At 39.6% G+C, this 20006-nt stretch carries 14 protein-coding genes, 7 tRNA genes and 1 riboswitch; of the genes, 6 read left to right on the top strand and 15 right to left on the bottom strand.

The features are described from left to right. Nucleotides 1–13: 13 nt before the first annotated feature. From pstA to LCL91_RS16810, 5 genes are all read right to left on the bottom strand, one after another. Nucleotides 14–892, bottom strand: coding sequence for a phosphate ABC transporter permease PstA (gene pstA / locus LCL91_RS16830; protein ID WP_160918775.1), 879 nt, complete (start codon nt 890–892; stop codon nt 14–16). After that, nucleotides 892–1824, bottom strand: a complete 933-nt coding sequence (gene pstC / locus LCL91_RS16825) for a phosphate ABC transporter permease subunit PstC (RefSeq protein WP_098444237.1) — start codon at nt 1822–1824, stop codon at nt 892–894. Before pstC ends, pstA begins: the two co-directional genes overlap by 1 nt. A gap of 79 nt (nt 1825–1903) precedes the next feature. Then, nucleotides 1904–2863, bottom strand: coding sequence for a PstS family phosphate ABC transporter substrate-binding protein (locus LCL91_RS16820; RefSeq protein ID WP_224883994.1), 960 nt, complete (start codon nt 2861–2863; stop codon nt 1904–1906). Nucleotides 2864–3153: 290 nt separating this feature from the next. Then, nucleotides 3154–5175, bottom strand: a complete 2022-nt coding sequence (locus LCL91_RS16815; RefSeq protein ID WP_224883992.1) for a peptidoglycan D,D-transpeptidase FtsI family protein — start codon at nt 5173–5175, stop codon at nt 3154–3156. Between the two features lie 113 nt (nt 5176–5288). Then, nucleotides 5289–6539, bottom strand: coding sequence for an MFS transporter (locus LCL91_RS16810; protein ID WP_224883990.1), 1251 nt, complete (start codon nt 6537–6539; stop codon nt 5289–5291). Between the two features lie 101 nt (nt 6540–6640). Here LCL91_RS16810 and LCL91_RS16805 point away from each other — a divergent pair, with 101 nt between their 5' ends. Beyond that, nucleotides 6641–6928 carry a hypothetical protein gene (locus LCL91_RS16805; protein ID WP_224883988.1) on the top strand — a complete coding sequence of 96 codons (288 nt, stop codon included), beginning with the start codon at nt 6641–6643 and terminating at the stop codon, nt 6926–6928. Between the two features lie 47 nt (nt 6929–6975). Here LCL91_RS16805 and LCL91_RS16800 read toward each other — a convergent pair whose 3' ends face one another. The 10 genes from LCL91_RS16800 to LCL91_RS16755 form a co-directional block, all read right to left on the bottom strand. Next, nucleotides 6976–7587, bottom strand: coding sequence for a superoxide dismutase (locus LCL91_RS16800; protein ID WP_224883986.1), 612 nt, complete (start codon nt 7585–7587; stop codon nt 6976–6978). 271 nt (nt 7588–7858) lie between these two features. Beyond that, nucleotides 7859–7934: transfer RNA gene (locus LCL91_RS16795), tRNA-Phe, on the bottom strand. Between the two features lie 133 nt (nt 7935–8067). Then, nucleotides 8068–8141 (bottom strand) — tRNA-Met (locus LCL91_RS16790). Between the two features lie 78 nt (nt 8142–8219). After that, nucleotides 8220–8312, bottom strand: a tRNA-Ser gene (locus LCL91_RS16785). A 10-nt stretch (nt 8313–8322) separates the two neighbouring features. Then, nucleotides 8323–8399 (bottom strand) — tRNA-Ile (locus LCL91_RS16780). Nucleotides 8400–8411: 12 nt separating this feature from the next. Further along, a tRNA-His gene (locus LCL91_RS16775) sits at nt 8412–8487 on the bottom strand. 26 nt (nt 8488–8513) lie between these two features. Next, nucleotides 8514–8590 (bottom strand) — tRNA-Met (locus LCL91_RS16770). 3 nt (nt 8591–8593) lie between these two features. Then, nucleotides 8594–8668: transfer RNA gene (locus LCL91_RS16765), tRNA-Asn, on the bottom strand. Nucleotides 8669–8801: 133 nt separating this feature from the next. Further along, nucleotides 8802–9284 (bottom strand): DUF456 domain-containing protein, encoded by a 483-nt coding sequence (locus LCL91_RS16760; RefSeq protein ID WP_224883983.1) that lies wholly within the window; start codon nt 9282–9284, stop codon nt 8802–8804. Nucleotides 9285–9405: 121 nt separating this feature from the next. Beyond that, entirely contained in the window at nt 9406–11034 is a 1629-nt protein-coding gene (locus LCL91_RS16755) for a Na/Pi cotransporter family protein (RefSeq protein WP_224883981.1), read from the bottom strand. A 238-nt stretch (nt 11035–11272) separates the two neighbouring features. On the opposite strand from LCL91_RS16755, the gene LCL91_RS16750 reads away from it, so the two are divergent. The 5 genes from LCL91_RS16750 to metH all read left to right on the top strand — a co-directional run bounded on the left by LCL91_RS16750 (nt 11273) and on the right by metH (nt 19937). Continuing rightward, entirely contained in the window at nt 11273–12070 is a 798-nt protein-coding gene (locus LCL91_RS16750; RefSeq protein ID WP_224883979.1) for a DUF1189 domain-containing protein, read from the top strand. Nucleotides 12071–12164: 94 nt separating this feature from the next. Continuing rightward, nucleotides 12165–12275, top strand: a riboswitch (SAM riboswitch). A gap of 74 nt (nt 12276–12349) precedes the next feature. After that, the gene (locus LCL91_RS16745) at nt 12350–13477 is read left to right on the top strand and encodes a methionine biosynthesis PLP-dependent protein (RefSeq protein ID WP_224883977.1); all 1128 of its coding nucleotides are present in this window, start codon (nt 12350–12352) and stop codon (nt 13475–13477) included. Next, nucleotides 13467–14660, top strand: coding sequence for a cystathionine beta-lyase (metC, locus tag LCL91_RS16740; RefSeq protein WP_224883975.1), 1194 nt, complete (start codon nt 13467–13469; stop codon nt 14658–14660). Before LCL91_RS16745 ends, metC begins: the two co-directional genes overlap by 11 nt. Further along, nucleotides 14657–16513, top strand: a complete 1857-nt coding sequence (locus tag LCL91_RS16735) for a bifunctional homocysteine S-methyltransferase/methylenetetrahydrofolate reductase (RefSeq protein WP_224883973.1) — start codon at nt 14657–14659, stop codon at nt 16511–16513. The genes metC and LCL91_RS16735 overlap by 4 nt, the downstream gene beginning before the upstream one ends. Beyond that, nucleotides 16494–19937: a methionine synthase gene (gene metH, locus LCL91_RS16730; protein WP_224883971.1), complete on the top strand. Its 3444-nt coding sequence runs from the start codon at nt 16494–16496 to the stop codon at nt 19935–19937. The genes LCL91_RS16735 and metH overlap by 20 nt, the downstream gene beginning before the upstream one ends. The last annotated feature ends 69 nt before the right edge of the window (nt 19938–20006 follow it).

Genomic DNA, 20006 nt, shown 5'->3' with positions numbered 1-20006 from the left:
GAGTTTTACGTAGCTACAGTCTTTTAGAAAACTTATTTCGAATTAAGACAGCAATTGAATTCATAATGAGCAACATCGCAAGAAGAACGATAATTCCAGCTGCCGCAACATCATGGAACTCTGTCTGAGGTCGACTTGTCCAGTTGAAAATTTGGATTGGCATAACGGTGAAGCCGGACAAGAAATTCTCAGGCAAGTAAGCTACGAACGTTAATGCACCAATCATAAGAAGTGGCGCTGTTTCACCGATTGCGCGTGATAGCGCAAGAATTCCTCCTGTTAAAATCCCAGGGATCGCAGCTGGTAATACAACCTTTTTGATTGTTTGCCATTTCGTAGCACCCATGGCATAAGAAGCCTCTCGAAGCTCTTTTGGAACCGAACGTACAGCTTCTTGAGCAGCAACAACGATTATTGGCAAAATTAATAAACTCATCGTTAAACCACCGGCTAGAACACTGCGCCCCATTTCCAACATCCGAACAAATACAGTTAGACCAAGTAAACCAAAAACGATCGAGGGCACACCTGCTAAATTTGAAATATTTATTTGAATAAACGTTGTAAACTTATTTTTCTTTGCATATTCTTCAAGATAAATCGCGGTTCCAACTCCAATTGTAAGTGCCACTGGAGCTATCACTGCCATCATCCATAAAGTACCGAAAAATGCTGCTTTAATCCCTGCTTTTTCAGGGAAACGAGACGCGAAATTTTGAAAGAACTCAAGATTTAAGTAACCAATTCCTTGAGTGAATATCCGATATAACAAGATAACAAGCACTACGAGTGCTAGCATTGTTGCACCAAAGAAAATTCCTTTAAGAATCTTATTTTGTGCTAATCTGGTTTGCATTTTACTTTTTACTTTTGCCTGATCTACTAATTGCATTAGTATTCCTCCCTGAATCTACGAGAAATATATTGCGCGATAAGGTTCATGATAAGTGTGAAAAGGAAGAGCGTCATCCCAACAGCATAAATGCTGTAGTAAATTGTTGTTCCATAACCAGCATCCCCTAGACTTACCTGCACAATATAAGATGTCATTGTCTGTATAGACTCCGTTACATCTAGAGTAAGTTTTGGTGTTGCACCACCTGCGACTGTTACGATCATTGTTTCACCGATTGCTCTTGAAATCGCAAGTACAAAAGATGCAATAATTCCTGATAATGCTGCTGGTAGAACTACTTTCACAGCAACCTCAAATCGTGTAGCGCCAAGTCCGAGTGCACCTTCTCGAATTGCGTTCGGTACAGAGCTCATCGCATCCTCTGAGAGAGATGCAACCATAGGAATAATCATAATCCCTACAACGATACCGGGGCTCAATGCGTTGAAAATAGGAAGACTCGGAATAATATTTTGTAGAACTGGTGTAACAAAAGTTAAAGCAAAGAAACCATATACAATCGTAGGAATACCTGCTAATACTTCCAGAATCGGCTTAATGATTCTTCTAACGCTATCACTTGCATATTCACTCAAATAAATGGCTGCTGCTAAACCTAACGGAATGGCAACGAGCATGGCGATCCCGGTAATCATTAATGTTCCAGAAATCAGTGGCCAGATTCCATAATCAGGGTTGTCTCCAAAAAACGGGTACCAATCTTTATTCGTAAAGAATTCAATAATTGAAACACGGTTGAAAAACGTAATTGTTTCTACAATCAATGTAAAAACAATACCAAGCGTTGTTAATACAGAGATAATTGCACATAAAAGCAATAAGCCCGGTACAAGTTTCTCCATAAACTTCGCTCGTGATTGATTTTTCTCTTTTTTGTCTTTAATCATCTGACGAACAGAGCTTTGCATTTATTACTCCCCCTCACAAAGAGCAAAACAGGATAAAGTGAGGAGCCGTAACTCCTCACCAACCTGTTTCATTTTATTCTTACTTACCAGCGATTTCTTCTAGTTTGTTCATGTCTTCTGTATACTTTTCTTCTGGAAGAGCTACATATCCAACTGCTTCTGCCATTTCACCAGCGTTTTCTAGTGCATATTTAGTGAAATCATATACTGCAGGATTTTCTTCTACTGCAGAGTGCTTCACATAAGTGTATAGCGGGCGAGACAGTGGCTCATATGTTCCATCTTGAATTGTTTCTGCATTTGGTTCTACAGCTTCACCGTCACCATTAACGATTGGAACAATGTTAAGGCTATCTTTGTTTTCAAGGTAGTAAGCATAACCGAAGAATGCCATACCGTTTTTAGAGCCAGTTACACCATTTACAAGTACATTGTCATCTTCAGAAAGTGTTGCTTCTTTCACCATTTGCTCATCTTCTAGTACTACTTCATTAAAGTAGTCATACGTTCCAGAATCTGTACCAGGGCTAAATAATTCGATTTTTTCTTCAGGCCATTCAGGGTTGACGTCGCTCCACATTGTTGCTTCGCCTAACCAGATTTTCTTTAAGTCGTCAATTGTAAGCTGATCTACCCAATCATTCTCAGAGTTAACAACGATAGAAAGACCGTCTTTTGCAATTTCAAATTCTGTGAAGTCAATACCAGCTTCTTCAAGTGCAGCTGTTTCTTCTTCTTTGATTGGACGAGAAGCGTTACTCATGTCTGTTTCACCAGCAGAGAATTTCTCAAATCCACCACCAGAACCTGAAACACCAACACTAACTTTTACATCAGGTTGTACAGAAGCGTATTCTTCAGCAACTGCTTCCATAATTGGGAATACTGTAGAAGATCCGTCCATTAGAACTTCGCCAGATACTTCATCACCTGAAGCTTCTCCGCCGCTGTTTGTGTTACCAGAGTTATTTCCGCAAGCTGCTGCGAAAATCATTACCATCGACATAACTACCATAAGCATAATGCCCTTGAACTTCATGTTATTTCCCCCTAAATGGATGTTTGTACTTGTGACTAACCAGGTTGTTTGTGTACTGGCCTCTCAATCACAATTCTTAGAATACAGCCCAGATATTAATGTCGTATAAACCAATTGTAAAGAGATTGTAAATGCTTGTCGGAAAACGTTTTAATTTCTCTTTTTTTGGGGAAATGATAGATTTTTCTCTTCAATTAGCTTTAAGTTACATTTCATCCAGGAGGATTCTATTGTTAATTTGTCCTTATAATATAAAAAAAACCGCTTTTTCAGCGGTTTTTTATTCTTGCTTATTCAGTTTCTTTTTCTTCATACCCAATTGGTTTCTTAGCTTCATCTTTCAGTTCAAAATAGGCATCAAGAATTCGACCACCTATTTTTTTGTTCACGGAACCAGAAGAAGAATCATTCACTTCTGGCACAACAACCGAAATCGCAACTTCTGGATTGTCATAAGGGGCATAGCCAACTAGAGTTAAATTATACCCATCTCCAATCTGAGCTGTACCAGTCTTTCCAGCTGCTTGATAGTCATCACTTTGGAAGTAAGGATAGTGTGTGCCTGCAGTACCATTTTCAGTATTCATAACCATCCACATTCCCTTTTGGACATGAGCCACTTCTTCTTCACTCATTTTAATTTTGTTTAACACTTCCGGAGTATTTTGGAACAGAATCGTATCAGACAAACCATCTTTTTCAGAAGGTTCATGGACTTCTTTCAAGAGATGGGGTTCAATACGATAACCTCCATTTGCAATTGTAGAAGTATATTGAGCCATTTGCAATGGTGTATACGTATCGTACTGTCCAATCGCAAAATCTAGAATTTTACCAAATTCACTTATCCCACCATTTAATCCTGAACTTTCCCCAGGCAAGTCAATTCCTGTTTTTACTCCTAAACCAAACTGAGAGAATGACTCTTTTAGCTCATTATAAGCTGCCGGGTCATAACCACTACTTTCATAAGGAGCGTAGTCATAATCAGCCATGCTCATCGCAATTTTCCACATATATACGTTTGAGGATCTTTGTAAAGCAACAAGATCTGAAATAGGTCCCATTGCATTAGCCGTATAAGATGACTTTTTACCTTCATCCTTAAAGTATAAGACTTCGTCTACAAGAGTTGTATTTGGATTAATTACCCCATACTGATAACCTGTTAAAACTGTTGCTCCTTTAACTGTTGATCCCATCGCATAAGCGTCTCCAATCACACCAAAAGTGCGATCTTTAAACTCGCCATTATTATATTCTTTCCCTGCAAACGACAAGATTTCCCCAGTATTTGGATCCATCATCACAACATAGCCTCTCGTTGCTCCATATTGCCTTGCATCGTTAAGCTCTTCATCAAGAATTTTCTCAACTTCTTTTTGAAGATCAATGTCTAATGAGAGTACCAAATCATTTCCTCTTTGTCCTTCAATCACTTTTGGCTCGCCTATTGGCTCACCTGATTTATCTGTCACGTAAGTTTGCTTTTCTTTTTGACCTTTAAGGTACTCTTCGTATTCTTTTTCAAGATAGCTAATGCCAACTTTGTCATTTCGCTCATAATCTCTTAATCCATAATAACTCAATTCATCTTTAGGAATAGGTCCGACTCTCCCAAAAATGGTTTGAAGGGTGTTTCCATAAGGATATTCTCTTGTGGCATCTGCTTGTATCTCTATGCCTGGTAAAGAACCAAGATTTTCACTCACTTTAGCAATTTCATCTTCATTTAAACCAATTTTAATTGTCTGAGACGACAAAGCATAACCAGTGTCCATTGCTCTTTTTATAGCAGCAACTTCAAGCTCTTGGGGATTGTCTTTAATTTCTTCTAGATCTTTATCACTAATGCGTTCAATTTGTAGCTGATAAGCTTCACTAGACTCCATCTCTTCCCATTCTTTTTCCGTTAACTTCGCCTTCGCTTTTTCTGGATTCGTAACAATCCAATAATCTTTTAAATCTCGATCTATAACATCTTCCGTATCCATCTCAATATATTCAGCTAATTTTTGAGCTAGTTCAAGCCTTTCAGCTTGTTTTGTATTCTGCGTTCGAATATATGTAAGAGCAAACTGTGGATTATTATCTACAAGAACTCGTCCGTAACGGTCATACATTTTTCCACGAGGTGCAGTTGACTCTGCAGTCACGTTTTCCGTTTGCTCAGAAACACGCTCGTATTCTTCTCCATTTACAATCTGAATAACACCCAATCGAAGAATTAAGGTAGAAAACAAAAGGAAAACCGATAAAAATAATATATTTAGCCTAAAAGGTACATGATTTTTCTTTTTCTTAGCTTTCACAATAAACTCCCTTCCCCTTAAACAAATATAGACACCTGTTTCAGACAGGTGTCTCTGATCTCTCTTCTCCTTACTATACTTAGTGATAATAAAAAAGTAAAGGGACTAATGAGCTATTGTAATGGGTCAGGAGACGGTTCTGCCACGGTTGGTGAAGCCGATTGAAGTTTTCTTACGAACAGGTAAATAAACGTATGTCCCGCTCCAACAATTAATAACAGAATTGGAATGCTTTTTTCATTGTTAAACAGCGACACTGTTAGTAGGAATAAGAGGATTGATACAATTCGACCGAGGTTTAAGTAAACCTCTCTAACAACAATATACTCAATACGCATTTCTGCAGCATTCCATGCTTTACCAATGACATCATAAGTTAGTGAAATGTACGGAACAAGAAGTAATGGATAGGCAAGAGAGATACAAACACCGTACATTAACAATCGCGCAAATGTTAGATCTGTTACAAGTAAGAATACCGATGCATAAAGGATTAGCCCTCCATATAAGATTGCTTTTTTTCGAAACCTTGGTTTTATTAGACGGGTCGCCAAGTAATACGCTAAAAAGGAAACTGCCGAGTTTACAAGTCCGAATGTACCGATAGCAAGTTCACTTTCCGTCGTTATAAAAACAAGAACGACGATAATAAAAATAAAAGTACCTTCTCTTATCCCTTGAAAAAAATGCGCGTGCAATATATTGAGCCAATCGGCATTCGCTTTTCTTTCTTGGAAAATTCGGGTAAATGAAAAGTTGCCTTTCGCAGATCGCCGTTCAAGAAAGAAACTTAAGATGACGGCTGCAAAAAACAAGGATAGTGAAACTCCAAAAATCACCTTATACCCCGTAAATGCTTCGAGACTGGAAATAATCACACCCGCAAAAATCGGACCAATCATACCTGCAAAAGAAGTGAGTAAGCCGAGAAAACCATTAAAAAAATCCCTCGTTTCTGGCTCAGTAATTTCAAATGTTAACACATTAAACGCTAGCCAATAAAAACCAAACCCAATTCCAAGTAAGGAGCCAAGTAAGACCAATAAATGGCTCGCATTTTGGCCTAAAGAAAGAACCGTTATATAAAAGAGGGCTAGGAAAATGACACCTATTCGTAAGACGATCACTCTATCCATTTTCTTCGCCCACCTGCCTGCGAGAATAAAGGTAAGTGGCTGGCTAATAACAGCGGAAAGGTTATATATACCAATGTCAGCAAACTCTCCAGATTGCTTCCACAAATACACATTCACAAACGTATTTGAAAGTGCAATGCTCAGGGCATATAAACCACCGATTGTTAGCAATAACAACAGATCTTTTGTTACTTCTATTTCACCAATCATATGTTTTATCACTTTCATTAGAAACTCCCCTTTTTTCATCCACCCTTATTTTGACTTAATTCTTCCTCGTTATGCGGAAGAATCAAAAAGGATAAACTACGTTTGAAAGGGGACTATGTATGTATTACTTTCTATATCGAACAGATTATCTTACTAAACAGCTACGTAAACAACTAATTCAAAGCATTGAAACTGTAGTAAATGAGGATAGAGATTCTTTTTTCATTTGTAAGATGACGCACTATTTCGTTATTAGTTATCGAAAAAAAGAAGTGTCACTCACCTTATCTGATCAACAAGTACTTGTAGGTTCACCTACCGACTTCGAAAATGGTTGTGATTTCACCGATTATTTAATAAATCATATCCTTTATCAATTAGGACCTATTTATACACTAATCGAATGAGAAATCAAAAGCCCTCAGCAAAGTGCCGAGGGCTAAGATAACCTATTTTATTTAGCTGCTTCGTAACGCTTAGCAACTTCATCCCAGTTAACTACATTCCAGAATGCAGCGATGTAATCAGGACGTTTGTTTTGATACTTAAGATAATAAGCATGCTCCCAAACATCTAGCCCAAGAATTGGTGTAACACCTTCCATTACTGGAGTATCTTGGTTTGGAGTGCTTGTTACTTCAAGTTCTCCACCTTTTACTACTAGCCAAGCCCAGCCTGAGCCAAAACGACCAGCTGCAGCATTAGCAAATTCTTCTTTAAAGCTTTCAAAGCTACCAAATTTCTTTTTAAGTGCTTCGCTTAAATCACCTGATGGTTCGCCGCCACCGTTAGGGCTTAGCAATTGCCAGAAAAGTGAGTGGTTAACGTGTCCGCCACCATTGTTTCGAACAGCAGTGCGAATGCCTTCAGGAAGTGCGTCAAGGTTGCCAAGAAGATCTTCAAGGCTCTTAGATGCATGCTCCTCATGACCTTCTAGTGCACCATTTAATTTTGTTACATATGCGTTATGGTGCTTGTCGTGGTGGATCTTCATTGTTTCTTCGTCGATGTGTGGTTCTAGTGCATTGTAGTCGTAAGGTAGTTCTGGTAGTTCAAATTTAGCCATTGTGAATCTCCTCCTTAAATATAGTATGTAACTTGCTGTTAGGGTAGCGTTAGCCACCACTTGAACATGATGTCGTCACAAGTTTACACTAGCAGAATTGTCATGCGTTTTCAAATAATAAACCTTTGAATTTCCGCAACACAGGTAAAGTTTCCCCTCATTATATGGAATTAAACATCTTAAAGGAAAAATCAATAATTAATAGTGGGAACTAGTGCACTTAAAACATAAAAAAACTCGTCATTAAATGACGAGTGGGATCTTTATTGAGTGGTGGCTCCGGACGGAATCGAACCGCCGACACGAGGATTTTCAGTCCTCTGCTCTACCGACTGAGCTACAGAGCCAAATATGTATATCGGGTATTGTACATTTACTTTTAATAGTAATAACACCTTGTTATGAGTTTAGGGACCCCCTGGGGACTCCGATTAAATTCTAACAAAGAAGTAACTCGACGTAGTCAGAATTTGGTATTAGTTGCGGGGGCAGGATTTGAACCTGCGACCTTTGGGTTATGAGCCCAACGAGCTACCGAACTGCTCCACCCCGCGATGATATAAATGTAATAATGCTTAACCTGCTTTAAGATGATGCTGCACCTATTGCAAGCCATTACGGGAAATGAAAAATGGAGGAGGAAGAGGGATTCGAACCCCCGCGGGCGACTAAGCCCCTGTCGGTTTTCAAGACCGATCCCTTCAGCCAGACTTGGGTATTCCTCCGATATGCATTTGGTGGACCCTGCAGGACTCGAACCTGCGACCGGACGGTTATGAGCCGTCAGCTCTAACCAGCTGAGCTAAGGGTCCTTATGTAAATAGTGGGGCGGCTGATGGGAATTGAACCCACGAATGCCGGAATCACAATCCGGTGCGTTAACCACTTCGCCACAACCGCCATGCTTAGTTATATTTTAAATGATATGGTAGCGGCGGAGGGGATCGAACCCCCGACCTCACGGGTATGAACCGTACGCTCTAGCCAGCTGAGCTACACCGCCATATGGCTCCACAGGTAGGATTCGAACCTACGACCGATCGGTTAACAGCCGATAGCTCTACCACTGAGCTACTGTGGAATATCTCTTAACGACAAGAACTAATATACCATATGATTAATTAAAGCGTCAATGCTTTTTGTGAATTAAATTTCATCACTTTGCAAATCAATCATGAAAATACTATATCACTCTTTCATTTCACCATCAAGATCTACAAAACGTAGACCAAAAATACGGTAATCATGATGGCCTGAAGAACCCCTTTCATAACTGCACCCCCAAGGAAACCAAGTAAAGATCCTACACCAACTTGCACAGACTCTTTAAATGGTTTTCGATGAATCGCTAACTCTGCTACCACCGCTCCAATAAATGGACCAAGAATAATTCCCGCAAATGGAATAATAAACGGGCCGACCAACAAACCGATCGTACTTCCCCAAATCGCCGCTTTAGAGCCTCCATACTTTTTAACACCAAACAAATTACTTGCATAATCTGCTGCAAATAATAAAAGCGTGAGCATTACCTGAATGATCCAGAAAGATAATGTCATTGAACCAAAATCATAAAATATACCGTACAAAATAAAACCAGTATAAATAAATAAGACCGCTGGAATAATTGGGTAAATCAATCCAACAAATGCGATAATAAATGAGGCAACGATTAAAGACCAAATTAAAATATCCATACCTTCTCTCTCCCCTCTAACTGTAGTCTATTTTATAGTAAATAGTATTTTCCTTCTATATAATATACAAAATCCCTGTGAAAATAAAAAAGAAGCAGAGGCAATCCTCTGCTTCTATCGTTTACTCTTCTCCAATAACGGCTTCTGCGATATTTACCGCGTGATCACCAATACGCTCAAGGTTACTGATGATATCAACAAAAACGATTCCAGCACTTCCAGTACATTCACCCTCATTTAGGCGAAGGATATGCTGTTTACGAAGAGTTCGTTCCATTTTATCAATTTTATCTTCCAGTTTCACAACTTCCTGTGCCTTTGCAATATCCCACTTATCAAGTGAATCAAAGGCTTCATGAAGTGCAGAAAGGGTTAGATTGAACATTTCATCAAGGTCTTGCATAGCAACGTCAGTCATTTTTACTTTATTGCTGATTTGATAATCAACCAATTCAACAATATTCTCCATATGATCGCCAATACGCTCGATATCACGAACAGAGTCCATTAACATACCGTGACGTGTTGACTCATCACCTGATAGAGAAGTTGCGGATAGCTGAATAAGATAGTCTGTAATCTTAGTATCTAAATTGTTAATGGCTTCTTCATACTGAGCGGTTTTTTCTGCGCTTTTCTGACCTTTAGATATTAAGTAGTTAGATGCTTCTTTAACACCTTTATAAGCAAATTCACTCATTCGAATTACTTCTTCTTTAGCCTGTCCTAAAGCGACAGAAGGAGAACGTTCGATGAATACTGGATCAAGATGCTTCGGTTTATATTCGATCGTCGCATCGTCACCAGGAATAATTTTTGTTACAAGATAAGCAAGTCCAGCAATGAACGGGAATTGGATCACAGTATTCGTAATGTTAAAGATCCCGTGTCCGAATGCAATTGTCATTTCTGGTGTCAAATTTAACGAATCTCTAAGATACTCAATAAATGGTGTATAGGCGAACAAGAAAATTAAGAATATCGCCGTACCAATTAAATTAAAAATAACGTGAGTCAGCGCCGTGCGTCTAGCTGCAACAGAGGCACCGATCGAAGCAAGAACTGCTGTAATTGTTGTACCGATATTATCTCCGAAGAGTACTGGCAACGCAGCTTGGATATCCATCGCATTCTGTGAATAAAGTCCTTGTAATACACCAATTGTAGCACTAGAACTTTGCACAATAACTGTAAATACCGTACCAATTACAACGCCTAATAGCGGGTTTGAACTCATGCTCACTGTGAGTTCTTGAAAAGCCTCAAGACTTCTAAGTGGCTTCATTCCTGTACTCATTAATTCAAGTCCAAAGAATAACGCACCAAAACCAAAAACAATTTGCCCTGCGTAATTAATTTTCTTGTTTTTAAAGAAGAAAATTAATAGAGAACCAATAGCAATGATTGGTAGAGCGTAATCTTTAATAGGAAAACCAATAATAAATGCTGTAACAGTTGTTCCAATGTTAGCTCCCATTACAACACCAATCGCTTGCTTGAGAGTCATAAATCCTGCATTAACAAGACCGACTGTTAAAACCGTTGTCCCTGAACTACTTTGGATGAGAATCGTAACAATGACCCCGGCTAGCACACCCATAAATGGGTTCGTCGTAAAGCGATCAAGAATGTCTCTTAATCGATCACCTGCAGATCGTTGAAGGCCATCTCCCATATACTTTAGTCCAAACAGGAAAATACCAAGACCTCCCACAAACTGAAAGATCATCTCCTGAACGTTGAGTTCCATCATTTCAACCCCTTGCACTCATGTTTTATTTTTTTCGACAATACTCAACAAAGTCCCTTGTCTATTATCTACATCGCTCCCCTCTTTGTAAAGAGTTAATATAGAATTGTAATGATATTATGATGAAATCAATTTTGTTTCAAGAAAGTTTCAGCAAGTTTATTGTTCCCATCTACTTATATAAGATAAACTGGTTTAGTGGGATTACTCTCACATACTTAGAAAGGAGATTTTCAATTTGAACGTTTTTAAACAACTATATTATAGCTTATTTTCCCCAAAAATGATGGCGCGATTCCGTTTTCAGAAACTAGGGAAGCCGATCTTGTATGTGTTTCTCCTAATGCTACTTTCTTCTGTACCTATAGGGATTATGACCGCGGTTTCGTTTACCAATGCTTATGAAGACCTTAAAACACATATGGGAGATTTACCTGAATTTACTTTAGAAGATGGCATACTAAAAAGTGACCAATCTGAACCACTCATAAAAAAAGAAGATGGAAATACATTTATTTTTGATGCTACAGATAAAATGAAGCCAGACGACGTTGATTCCTATGAATCAGCTATTGCGTTCCTTAAAGATCGAATTATCGTAATGGATAGTGGGACAAGACAAGAGTTTAATTATAGTAATTTCAGTTCAATGACTTTTACAAAACAAGATGTAAGTGAACTCACGAAAAATTTAGATAACTTACTTCCGATCTTTATCCCACTCTTAATCTTTGTCGTCTATTTATTCCAAACTGGCCTCAAATTTATCGGAATTACCGTTCTAGCGACAATCGGTTTATTATTAAAGTCACTCGCGGGTAGAAAAGTATCTTATAAACAACTCTGGGTCCTATCGGTTTATTCCGTTACGATTCCAACCCTTTTCTTTACTATTATGGCGTTAGTAAGAACAACTGTCCCATTTGGATTTCTCCTCTATTGGTTTGTAGCCATCATGCTACTCTACCTAACCATTAAGGAAATTCCTCTCCCGAAAAAACGTGTAACGAACGAAAGACCTAATTCACCTGAGTAAAAATTTTGATTATTTTATCAAATCACTTGATTTTCGCTTTAAAGTAATGTAGATTATGTAAAAAGCGACACATTAAAATTCCATATACTTTCAATTCTTATCTAGAGAAGCAGAGGGACTGGCCCGAAGAAGCTTCAGCAACCACCGGATATTTTCCGGAAAGGTGCTAACTCCAGCAAGTTGTATTCAACTTGGAAGATAAGAAGAAGAGCAACCAAAGTCTTCTTCTTATAGAGGGCTTTTTTTTATTGCCCTTACTTAATGAAAAGGAGATTGATTATGTCAAATAACCATTACGATACACTGCTTGTTCAACTAGGTAATAAATCAGATCCACAAACAGGCGCTGTAAATCCACCTGTTTATTTTTCCACTTCCTATAGGCATGAAGGAATTGGCCAATCAACAGGGTTTGATTATTCAAGAACAAAAAACCCTACTCGCTCGATTCTAGAGTCTGCAGTAAATGAACTTGAACATGGTGACCAGGGCTTTGCATTTAGTTCCGGCATGGCTGCCATTCAATCAATTATATCTTTATTTAAAACCGGAGATCATATACTCGTTTCGGATGACCTATATGGTGGCACATATCGATTATTTGCTCACGCAGAAAAGCATTACAACTTATCATTCACGTATTTTGACAGCCAAAATATTGATAGCATCGTAGCATTAATAACTCCGTCTACTAGGGCAATCTTTATCGAAAATCCTTCAAATCCCCTAATGAAGTTAACCGATGTTGAAGAGATCGTGACGATTGCAAAGACATACAATTTATTGTCAATCGTAGACAATACGTTATTCACCCCTCTTCTACAAAACCCTCTTTTACTTGGGGCTGATATTGTTATTCACAGCGCAACGAAATACCTTGGGGGTCACAATGATGTGCTTGCAGGACTTGTCATTGCCAAAGGTGAAAAGCTCTGTGCTGAGATTGAACAATATCAAAACGGTGCTGGAGCGGTTCTTTCTCCGTTCGACTCCTGGCTCCTCATTCGAGGAATGAAGACATTACCTCTTCGACTAAAGCAACATGAGGAGAATGCTCGAGCTATCGCAACATACTTAAGAAATCACGACGCAATATCTGACGTCTTCTATCCTGAAAAAGGCGGTATGCTGTCGTTTCGATTACAGTCTGAAGCTTGGGTTGATCCATTTCTAAGGAATTTGAAACTGATTACCTTTGCGGAAAGTCTTGGAGGCGTTGAGAGCTTTATTACTTATCCAGCCACACAAACACATGCCGATATCCCAGAAAAGATCAGACTCGAGAAAGGTGTTTGTAATCGACTTCTCAGATTTTCAGTAGGAATTGAACAAATCAACGATTTAGTGAAAGATTTGGATCAAACGCTAGCAATTTTCAAAGAGGATGGTGTGCGACATGACAACTAATTCATATACATTTCAAACAAAACTTCTTCACAACGAACATAAATTTGATAAAAGCACAGGAGCTGTCAGTGTTCCAATTCAACAAGCATCTACCTTTCATCAATTGGATTTTGATCAGCCAGGAAAATATGATTATAGCCGCTCTGGTAACCCAACACGTGAAGCTCTAGAAGAAACGATTGCAGACCTTGAAGGTGGCGTTAGGGGGTTTGCATTTGCTTCTGGCATGGCTGCTATCGCTACTTCTTTTATGCTCCTGTCACAACATGATCATGTTTTGATTTCAGAAGATGTTTATGGCGGGACGTACCGGATGATTCACGATGTTCTCTGCAGATTTGGCATTAGTCATACTTTTGTTGATATGACTGATTTAAATCAAGTGGCGAATGGGATTCAATCCAATACAAAGGTGATTTACATCGAGACACCTTCGAATCCCTTACTTAAAGTGACTGATATTCAAGCGGTCGTTAAATTAGCAAAAGCGAATCATTGTTTAACGTTCGTTGATAACACCTTCATGACACCTGCCCTCCAAAGACCACTGGATTTCGGTGCGGATATCGTTCTTCATAGTGCCACAAAGTTTATTGCAGGACATAGTGATGTTGTTGCGGGGCTTGCCGCAGTTAAAAATGAAAAGCTGGGTGAAAACCTTGCTTTTTTGCAAAACTCTTTCGGTTCCATTTTAAGTGCTCATGATTCCTGGTTAGTTCTTCGTGGATTAAAAACGTTACATTGTCGGCTCGAGCAATCTTCTAGAGCGGCTTTCCGGCTTGCTCATGCACTCCTTAAAGAGCCGCTTGTAGAAGAAGTTTATTATCCTGGATTCTCTTTCCATCAGGGACATTCGACTCACCTTTACCAGGCAGCGGGTCCTGGGGCTGTTCTTTCTTTTCGACTACCTGATGAAAACGCGGTTCGATTGTTTACAAAGCACGTGCAACTGCCAGTTTACGCTGTTAGTCTTGGTGCGGTTGAATCAATTCTCTCTTATCCAGCGAGAATGTCTCATGCCTCTATGTCACCTGCCGAACGAAACAAACGCGGAATTACAGATGGCTTGTTACGCTTATCTGTGGGACTTGAAAATGCTGATGATTTGCTTCAAGACTTTAAACAAGGTTTTGCTGCCATTACTAAACTTTACGCTCCTACAGCCGGAGGTGCTAAAGGATGAGCTTACTTGAAGATCTCGAGCACAAAATTTTGATTGGTGACGGTGCGATGGGGACCCTTCTTTATTCATACGGCATCGACCAATGTTTTGAAGCGCTGAATCTTTCACATCCGGATCAAGTATTAAATGTTCACCAAGCTTATGTTCATGCCGGCTCAGATGTGATTCAAACCAATACGTACGGCGCGAACTATAGCAAGCTATCACGATATGGACTTGAAGATCTAGTAAAAGAGATCAATAAGGAAGGCGTTAAACTCGCTCGTAAGGCTGCGACAGACTCTACTTACGTTCTTGGGACAATAGGAGGAATACGAGGAATCAATACACGGTCGACGCCCCTTGATGAAATTAAGCGTAGCTTTAGAGAACAGCTCTATTGCCTTCTATTAGAAGGAGTCGATGGTCTTTTATTGGAAACGTATTACGATCTAGAAGAGATCATAACCGTACTTAAAATAGCTCGAAAGGAAACGGACTTGCCTTTAATTGCACAAGTTTCCATGCATGAGCCAGGCATTTTGCAAGATGGCACTTCTCTTATTGCTGCCTTAGAACAGATTGAGAATGCAGGAGCGGATGTAATAGGCGTTAACTGCAGACTTGGCCCTTATCATATGATTCAATCATTAGAACAAGTGCCTCTCTCAGGTCGTTTTCTTTCTGCCTATCCTAACGCTAGTTTACCTGATTATGAAGAGGGACGTCTTGTTTATCCTACCGCGCCAGACTATTTCAAACAAAGCGCAGAAGCCCTACGTCAACAAGGCGTTAGACTTATTGGTGGTTGTTGTGGAACAACTCCTGAGCATATAGCTGCTGCAGCTAATGCACTAAAGGGTTTAAAACCTATTACAACGAAAGAAGTAACCGTTAACGAAAAAGAGGCTGGGATCATCGATTTTGAGGAAGAAAGGCTCCCTCACTTACATGAAATAGCAAGAAAACAGCGATCTGTTATCGTTGAGCTCGACCCTCCAAAGAAATTATCGATTGATAAATATCTTGAGGGAACAAAAGCGCTACAAGAAGTTGGCGTTGATGCGATTACGCTGGCTGATAACTCTCTTGCCTCACCGCGAATTTGCAATACCGCCATGGCTTCTACGATTAAAGCACAGCATAACGTTCGACCACTTGTTCATGTTGCCTGTCGTGATCGGAATTTAATTGGCTTACAATCCCATTTAATGGGGCTTCATACACTTGGAATTAATCAAGTTCTTGCCGTAACAGGCGACCCTACTAAAATCGGCGATTTCCCTGGCGCTACTTCGGTTTACGACGTCTCATCATTTGACCTAATTCGTTTAATGAAACAATTTAATCAAGGACGTTCTTATTCTGGTAAATCACTTGGAGTTAAAACTTCATTTTCAATAGCAGCCGCCTTTAATCCGAATGTACGCCATCTAGATCGCGCTGTCGAACGACTTGAAAAAAAACAGCAGTGTGGAGCGGATTATTTTATCAGTCAGCCCATTTACAGTGAAGAACAGTTACTAGAAGTCTATGAAGCGACGAAACATTTAACTTGTCCCATTTACATTGGGATCATGCCACTTACAAGCTACCGAAATGCTGAATTTCTCCATAATGAAGTACCGGGAATTAAACTATCCGATTCCATACGCAATCATATGTTACACGCTAAAGATTCAACGCAATCAATTGAAGCAGGGCTTGCAATTGCGAAGTCGCTAATTGATGCTGCTTATGATTTGTTTAATGGAATTTATTTAATCACCCCCTTCTTACATTATGAATTAACCGTAGAATTAACGCGATACATTAACGAGAAAACTCGCCTTGAAGAAGAAAGGAAGAACCGAAATGGCCTACACCTCATTTGAAGATCTACTTACGAAAAGAATCCTTGTTCTTGATGGAGCTATGGGAACAATGATTCAACAGGCTAATCTGACAGCTACTGATTTTGGTGGTGAAGAATATGAAGGCTGTAATGAGTACTTATCCTTAACTAGGCCAGAGCTTATCTCCTCTATCCATGAAGAGTACTTAGCTAGCGGAGCAGATATTATTGAAACGAACACCTTTGGAGCCACAGATCTTGTCTTAGATGAATATGATCTCGGTCATCTTGCAGAAAAGCTAAACTACACCTCTGCAAGGCTTGCAAAGGAGGCTGCTGCTAAATTAACTACGCAGAATAAACCACGTTTTGTTGCAGGCGCCATGGGACCAACTACCAAAACATTATCCGTCACGGGCGGAACGACTTTTGAATCACTTTCTAACTCATATGCCATTCAGGCTAGAGGCTTACTTAACGGAGGCGTGGATCTTCTATTAATTGAAACCAGTCAGGACATGCTTAACGTAAAAGCTGCTTATATTGGTATTTCGAGAGCATTTCAAGAATTAGAAATGACCGTTCCTTTAATGATCTCGGGGACTATTGAACCGATGGGCACAACACTCGCTGGTCAGAGTATTGAGGCATTTTATTTATCGCTTGAACATATGAATCCAGCAGTCGTTGGACTAAATTGCGCAACAGGACCAGAGTTTATGAGAGATCACCTCCGCTCCCTTTCTGATCTTGCCACAACTTCAGTAAGCTGCTATCCCAATGCGGGTCTTCCTGACGAAGAAGGAAATTATCACGAAACGCCTGAAAGCTTAGCAGCTAAAATTCAAGGATTTGTAGAAAAAGGTTGGCTTAACGTTGTCGGTGGCTGTTGCGGAACAACTCCTGCTCATATAAAAGCCATTTCAGAAGCTATAAAAGGACTACACCCGAGAAAAGCTCCTGTGAGTCATCCTCACGCTGTTTCTGGAATTGAACCATTTATATACGATGATAGCACTAGACCTGTACTCGTTGGAGAACGAACAAATGTCATTGGATCGCGTAAGTTCAAACGTCTTATAGCAGAGGAGAAATTTGAAGAAGCATCTGAAATTGCGCGTTCACAAGTAAAAAAAGGTGCACAGGTGATCGACATTTGCCTGGCAAACCCAGACAGTGATGAACTTAGAGATGTAGAGAATTTTATGAAATATGTTGTAAATAAGGTTAAAACCCCTCTTATCATCGATTCTACAGACGATGCGGTTATTGAAAAGGCCCTCTCTTATTCACAAGGGAAAGCGATCATTAATTCCATTAACCTTGAAGACGGCGAAGAACGTTTTGAAGCTGTCGTTCCACTCATTCATAAGTACGGCGCTGCCATTGTTGTTGGCACAATTGACGAAACCGGCATGGCGGTTACAGCAGAACGCAAGCTTGAAATCGCAAAACGCTCACATGACTTACTTGTTACAAAATACGGACTTAACGCATCTGATATTATTTTTGACCCTCTTGTTTTCCCAATCGGTACTGGTGATGAACAATACATTGGCTCAGCTTCCGAAACCATCGAGGGGATTAGACTCATTAAATCGCAATTGCCAGAATGTCAGACAATTCTCGGGATAAGTAACGTCTCTTTTGGTCTTCCTCCAGTAGGGAGAGAAGTACTAAACGCTGCCTACTTGTATCACTGTACAAAAGCCGGATTAGATTATGCGATCGTAAACACTGAAAAGCTAGAAAGATACGCTTCTATTTCTGAGAAAGAAATCCAGCTTGCCGACGACCTCCTTTTTCAAACAAATGATCAGACATTAGCAGATTTCACTGCATTCTATCGAGGTAAAAAGAAAGAAAGTAAAGTGCAAACTTCCACACTCACACTGCAAGAACGTCTAGCTTTATATGTCGTCGAAGGCACAAAAGAAGGACTTCTACCAGATTTAGAAAAAGCCTTAATTGAATATCATTCGCCGCTTCAAATCATTAATGGTCCTCTAATGAAAGGAATGGCAGAGGTTGGAAAGTTATTTAATGATAATCAATTAATTGTTGCAGAGGTACTCCAAAGCGCAGAAGTCATGAAGGCCTCTGTCGCTTTCCTTGAACCTCATATGGAAAAAGAAGATTCTTCTAGTTCTAAAGGAAAAGTACTTTTAGCGACTGTAAAAGGTGACGTGCACGACATTGGCAAGAACCTTGTTGAAATTATTTTAAGTAATAATGGTTTTGAAGTTGTTGATCTTGGCATTAAGGTTACTCCACCAGACCTCATTAAACAGGTTCAAGACCACCAGCCAGACTTTGTCGGTCTTTCTGGACTACTTGTTAAATCTGCTCAGCAAATGGTATTGACTGCTCAAGATATGAAGCAAGCTAAAATTTCAATACCCATTATGGTAGGTGGTGCCGCCTTATCGCGAAAATTTACTGACAATAAAATTTCAGCTGAATATGACGGACCTGTTTTCTATGCAAAAGACGCTATGGAAGGATTAGCCCTTTCAAATCAGTTAAGTAACGAAGAAGATAAAAGAAAACTTGTAGAAGAACATGCGATCAAAAAAGCTTCTTCTGAGTTGCAACCAAAACCGATTTCAAACGGTGGAACAGCGGTTGCCATTAAACCAGTTTCTACTGTATCGACTGATGTACGCGTTTATCAACCTTATGATTTAGAACCTCATATATTAAGAAACCACTCGATTGCACATATCGAACCATACATCAACATGCAAATGCTAATCGGTCATCATCTCGGCCTTAAAGGAAAAGTATCAAGATTACTTGCAGAAAAAAACGACAAAGCCGTTCATTTAAAAGAAGTGGTGGATCAGCTTTTAACACGAGCCAAAACTGAAAGTTGGATACAACCTTCAGCAAAATATCAGTTCTTCCCAGCACAATCTGTTGGAAATGACGTCATCATTTACTCTCCTCATGATCATCAGACGATCATTGAACGCTTTTCATTTCCTCGTCAACAAAAAGAACCTTTCTTGTGTCTTGCCGACTACCTTCGTTCCGTATCTAGTGGCGAGATGGACTACGTTGGATTTTTTGCGGTTACAGCTGGAAGAGGCATTCGAGAACGTTCAGTAGCGTTGAAAAATCATGGGAATTATCTGGAAAGTCACGCTTTACAAGCCCTTGCGCTTGAAACAGCTGAAGGTCTAGCCGAACACGTTCATCAATTGATGCGTGATAAATGGGGCTTTCCTGATCCAACGGATTTTACAATGCAAAATCGCTTTTCAGCTAAATACCAGGGACAGCGCTTTTCCTTTGGCTACCCCGCTTGCCCTGAGCTAGACGACCAGAAAAAACTTTTTAAACTTATCCAGCCTGAAGATATTGGTGTAGAACTAACAGATGGGTGTATGATGGAACCAGAAGCATCTGTTACTGCGATGGTTTTCGCGCACCCTGAAGGAAGATACTTTAATGTTTTATAAGACGTAAAAAGAGGAGCCTGGGCTCCTCTTTTTATGTCTTATTACATGATTAATACCATCCTGACACAC

This window comes from Guptibacillus hwajinpoensis (assembly GCF_020171785.1).
GTDB lineage: Bacteria > Bacillota > Bacilli > Bacillales > Guptibacillaceae > Guptibacillus > Guptibacillus sedimenti.
This window is presented reverse-complemented; position numbering and strand designations above follow the sequence as displayed.

Excerpts from the sequence above, each read along its gene's own strand:
- pstA (WP_160918775.1), bottom strand. The coding sequence starts at position 892 with ATGCAATTAGTAGATCAGGCAAAAGTAAAAAGTAAAATGCAAACCAGA.
- pstC (WP_098444237.1), bottom strand. The coding sequence starts at position 1,824 with ATGCAAAGCTCTGTTCGTCAGATGATTAAAGACAAAAAAGAGAAAAAT.
- LCL91_RS16820 (WP_224883994.1), bottom strand. The coding sequence starts at position 2,863 with ATGAAGTTCAAGGGCATTATGCTTATGGTAGTTATGTCGATGGTAATG.
- LCL91_RS16810 (WP_224883990.1), bottom strand. The coding sequence starts at position 6,539 with ATGAAAGTGATAAAACATATGATTGGTGAAATAGAAGTAACAAAAGAT.
- LCL91_RS16805 (WP_224883988.1), top strand. The coding sequence starts at position 6,641 with ATGTATTACTTTCTATATCGAACAGATTATCTTACTAAACAGCTACGT.
- LCL91_RS16800 (WP_224883986.1), bottom strand. The coding sequence starts at position 7,587 with ATGGCTAAATTTGAACTACCAGAACTACCTTACGACTACAATGCACTA.
- LCL91_RS16760 (WP_224883983.1), bottom strand. The coding sequence starts at position 9,284 with ATGGATATTTTAATTTGGTCTTTAATCGTTGCCTCATTTATTATCGCA.
- LCL91_RS16755 (WP_224883981.1), bottom strand. The coding sequence starts at position 11,034 with ATGGAACTCAACGTTCAGGAGATGATCTTTCAGTTTGTGGGAGGTCTT.
- LCL91_RS16745 (WP_224883977.1), top strand. The coding sequence starts at position 12,350 with ATGTCAAATAACCATTACGATACACTGCTTGTTCAACTAGGTAATAAA.
- metC (WP_224883975.1), top strand. The coding sequence starts at position 13,467 with ATGACAACTAATTCATATACATTTCAAACAAAACTTCTTCACAACGAA.
- LCL91_RS16735 (WP_224883973.1), top strand. The coding sequence starts at position 14,657 with ATGAGCTTACTTGAAGATCTCGAGCACAAAATTTTGATTGGTGACGGT.
- metH (WP_224883971.1), top strand. The coding sequence starts at position 16,494 with ATGGCCTACACCTCATTTGAAGATCTACTTACGAAAAGAATCCTTGTT.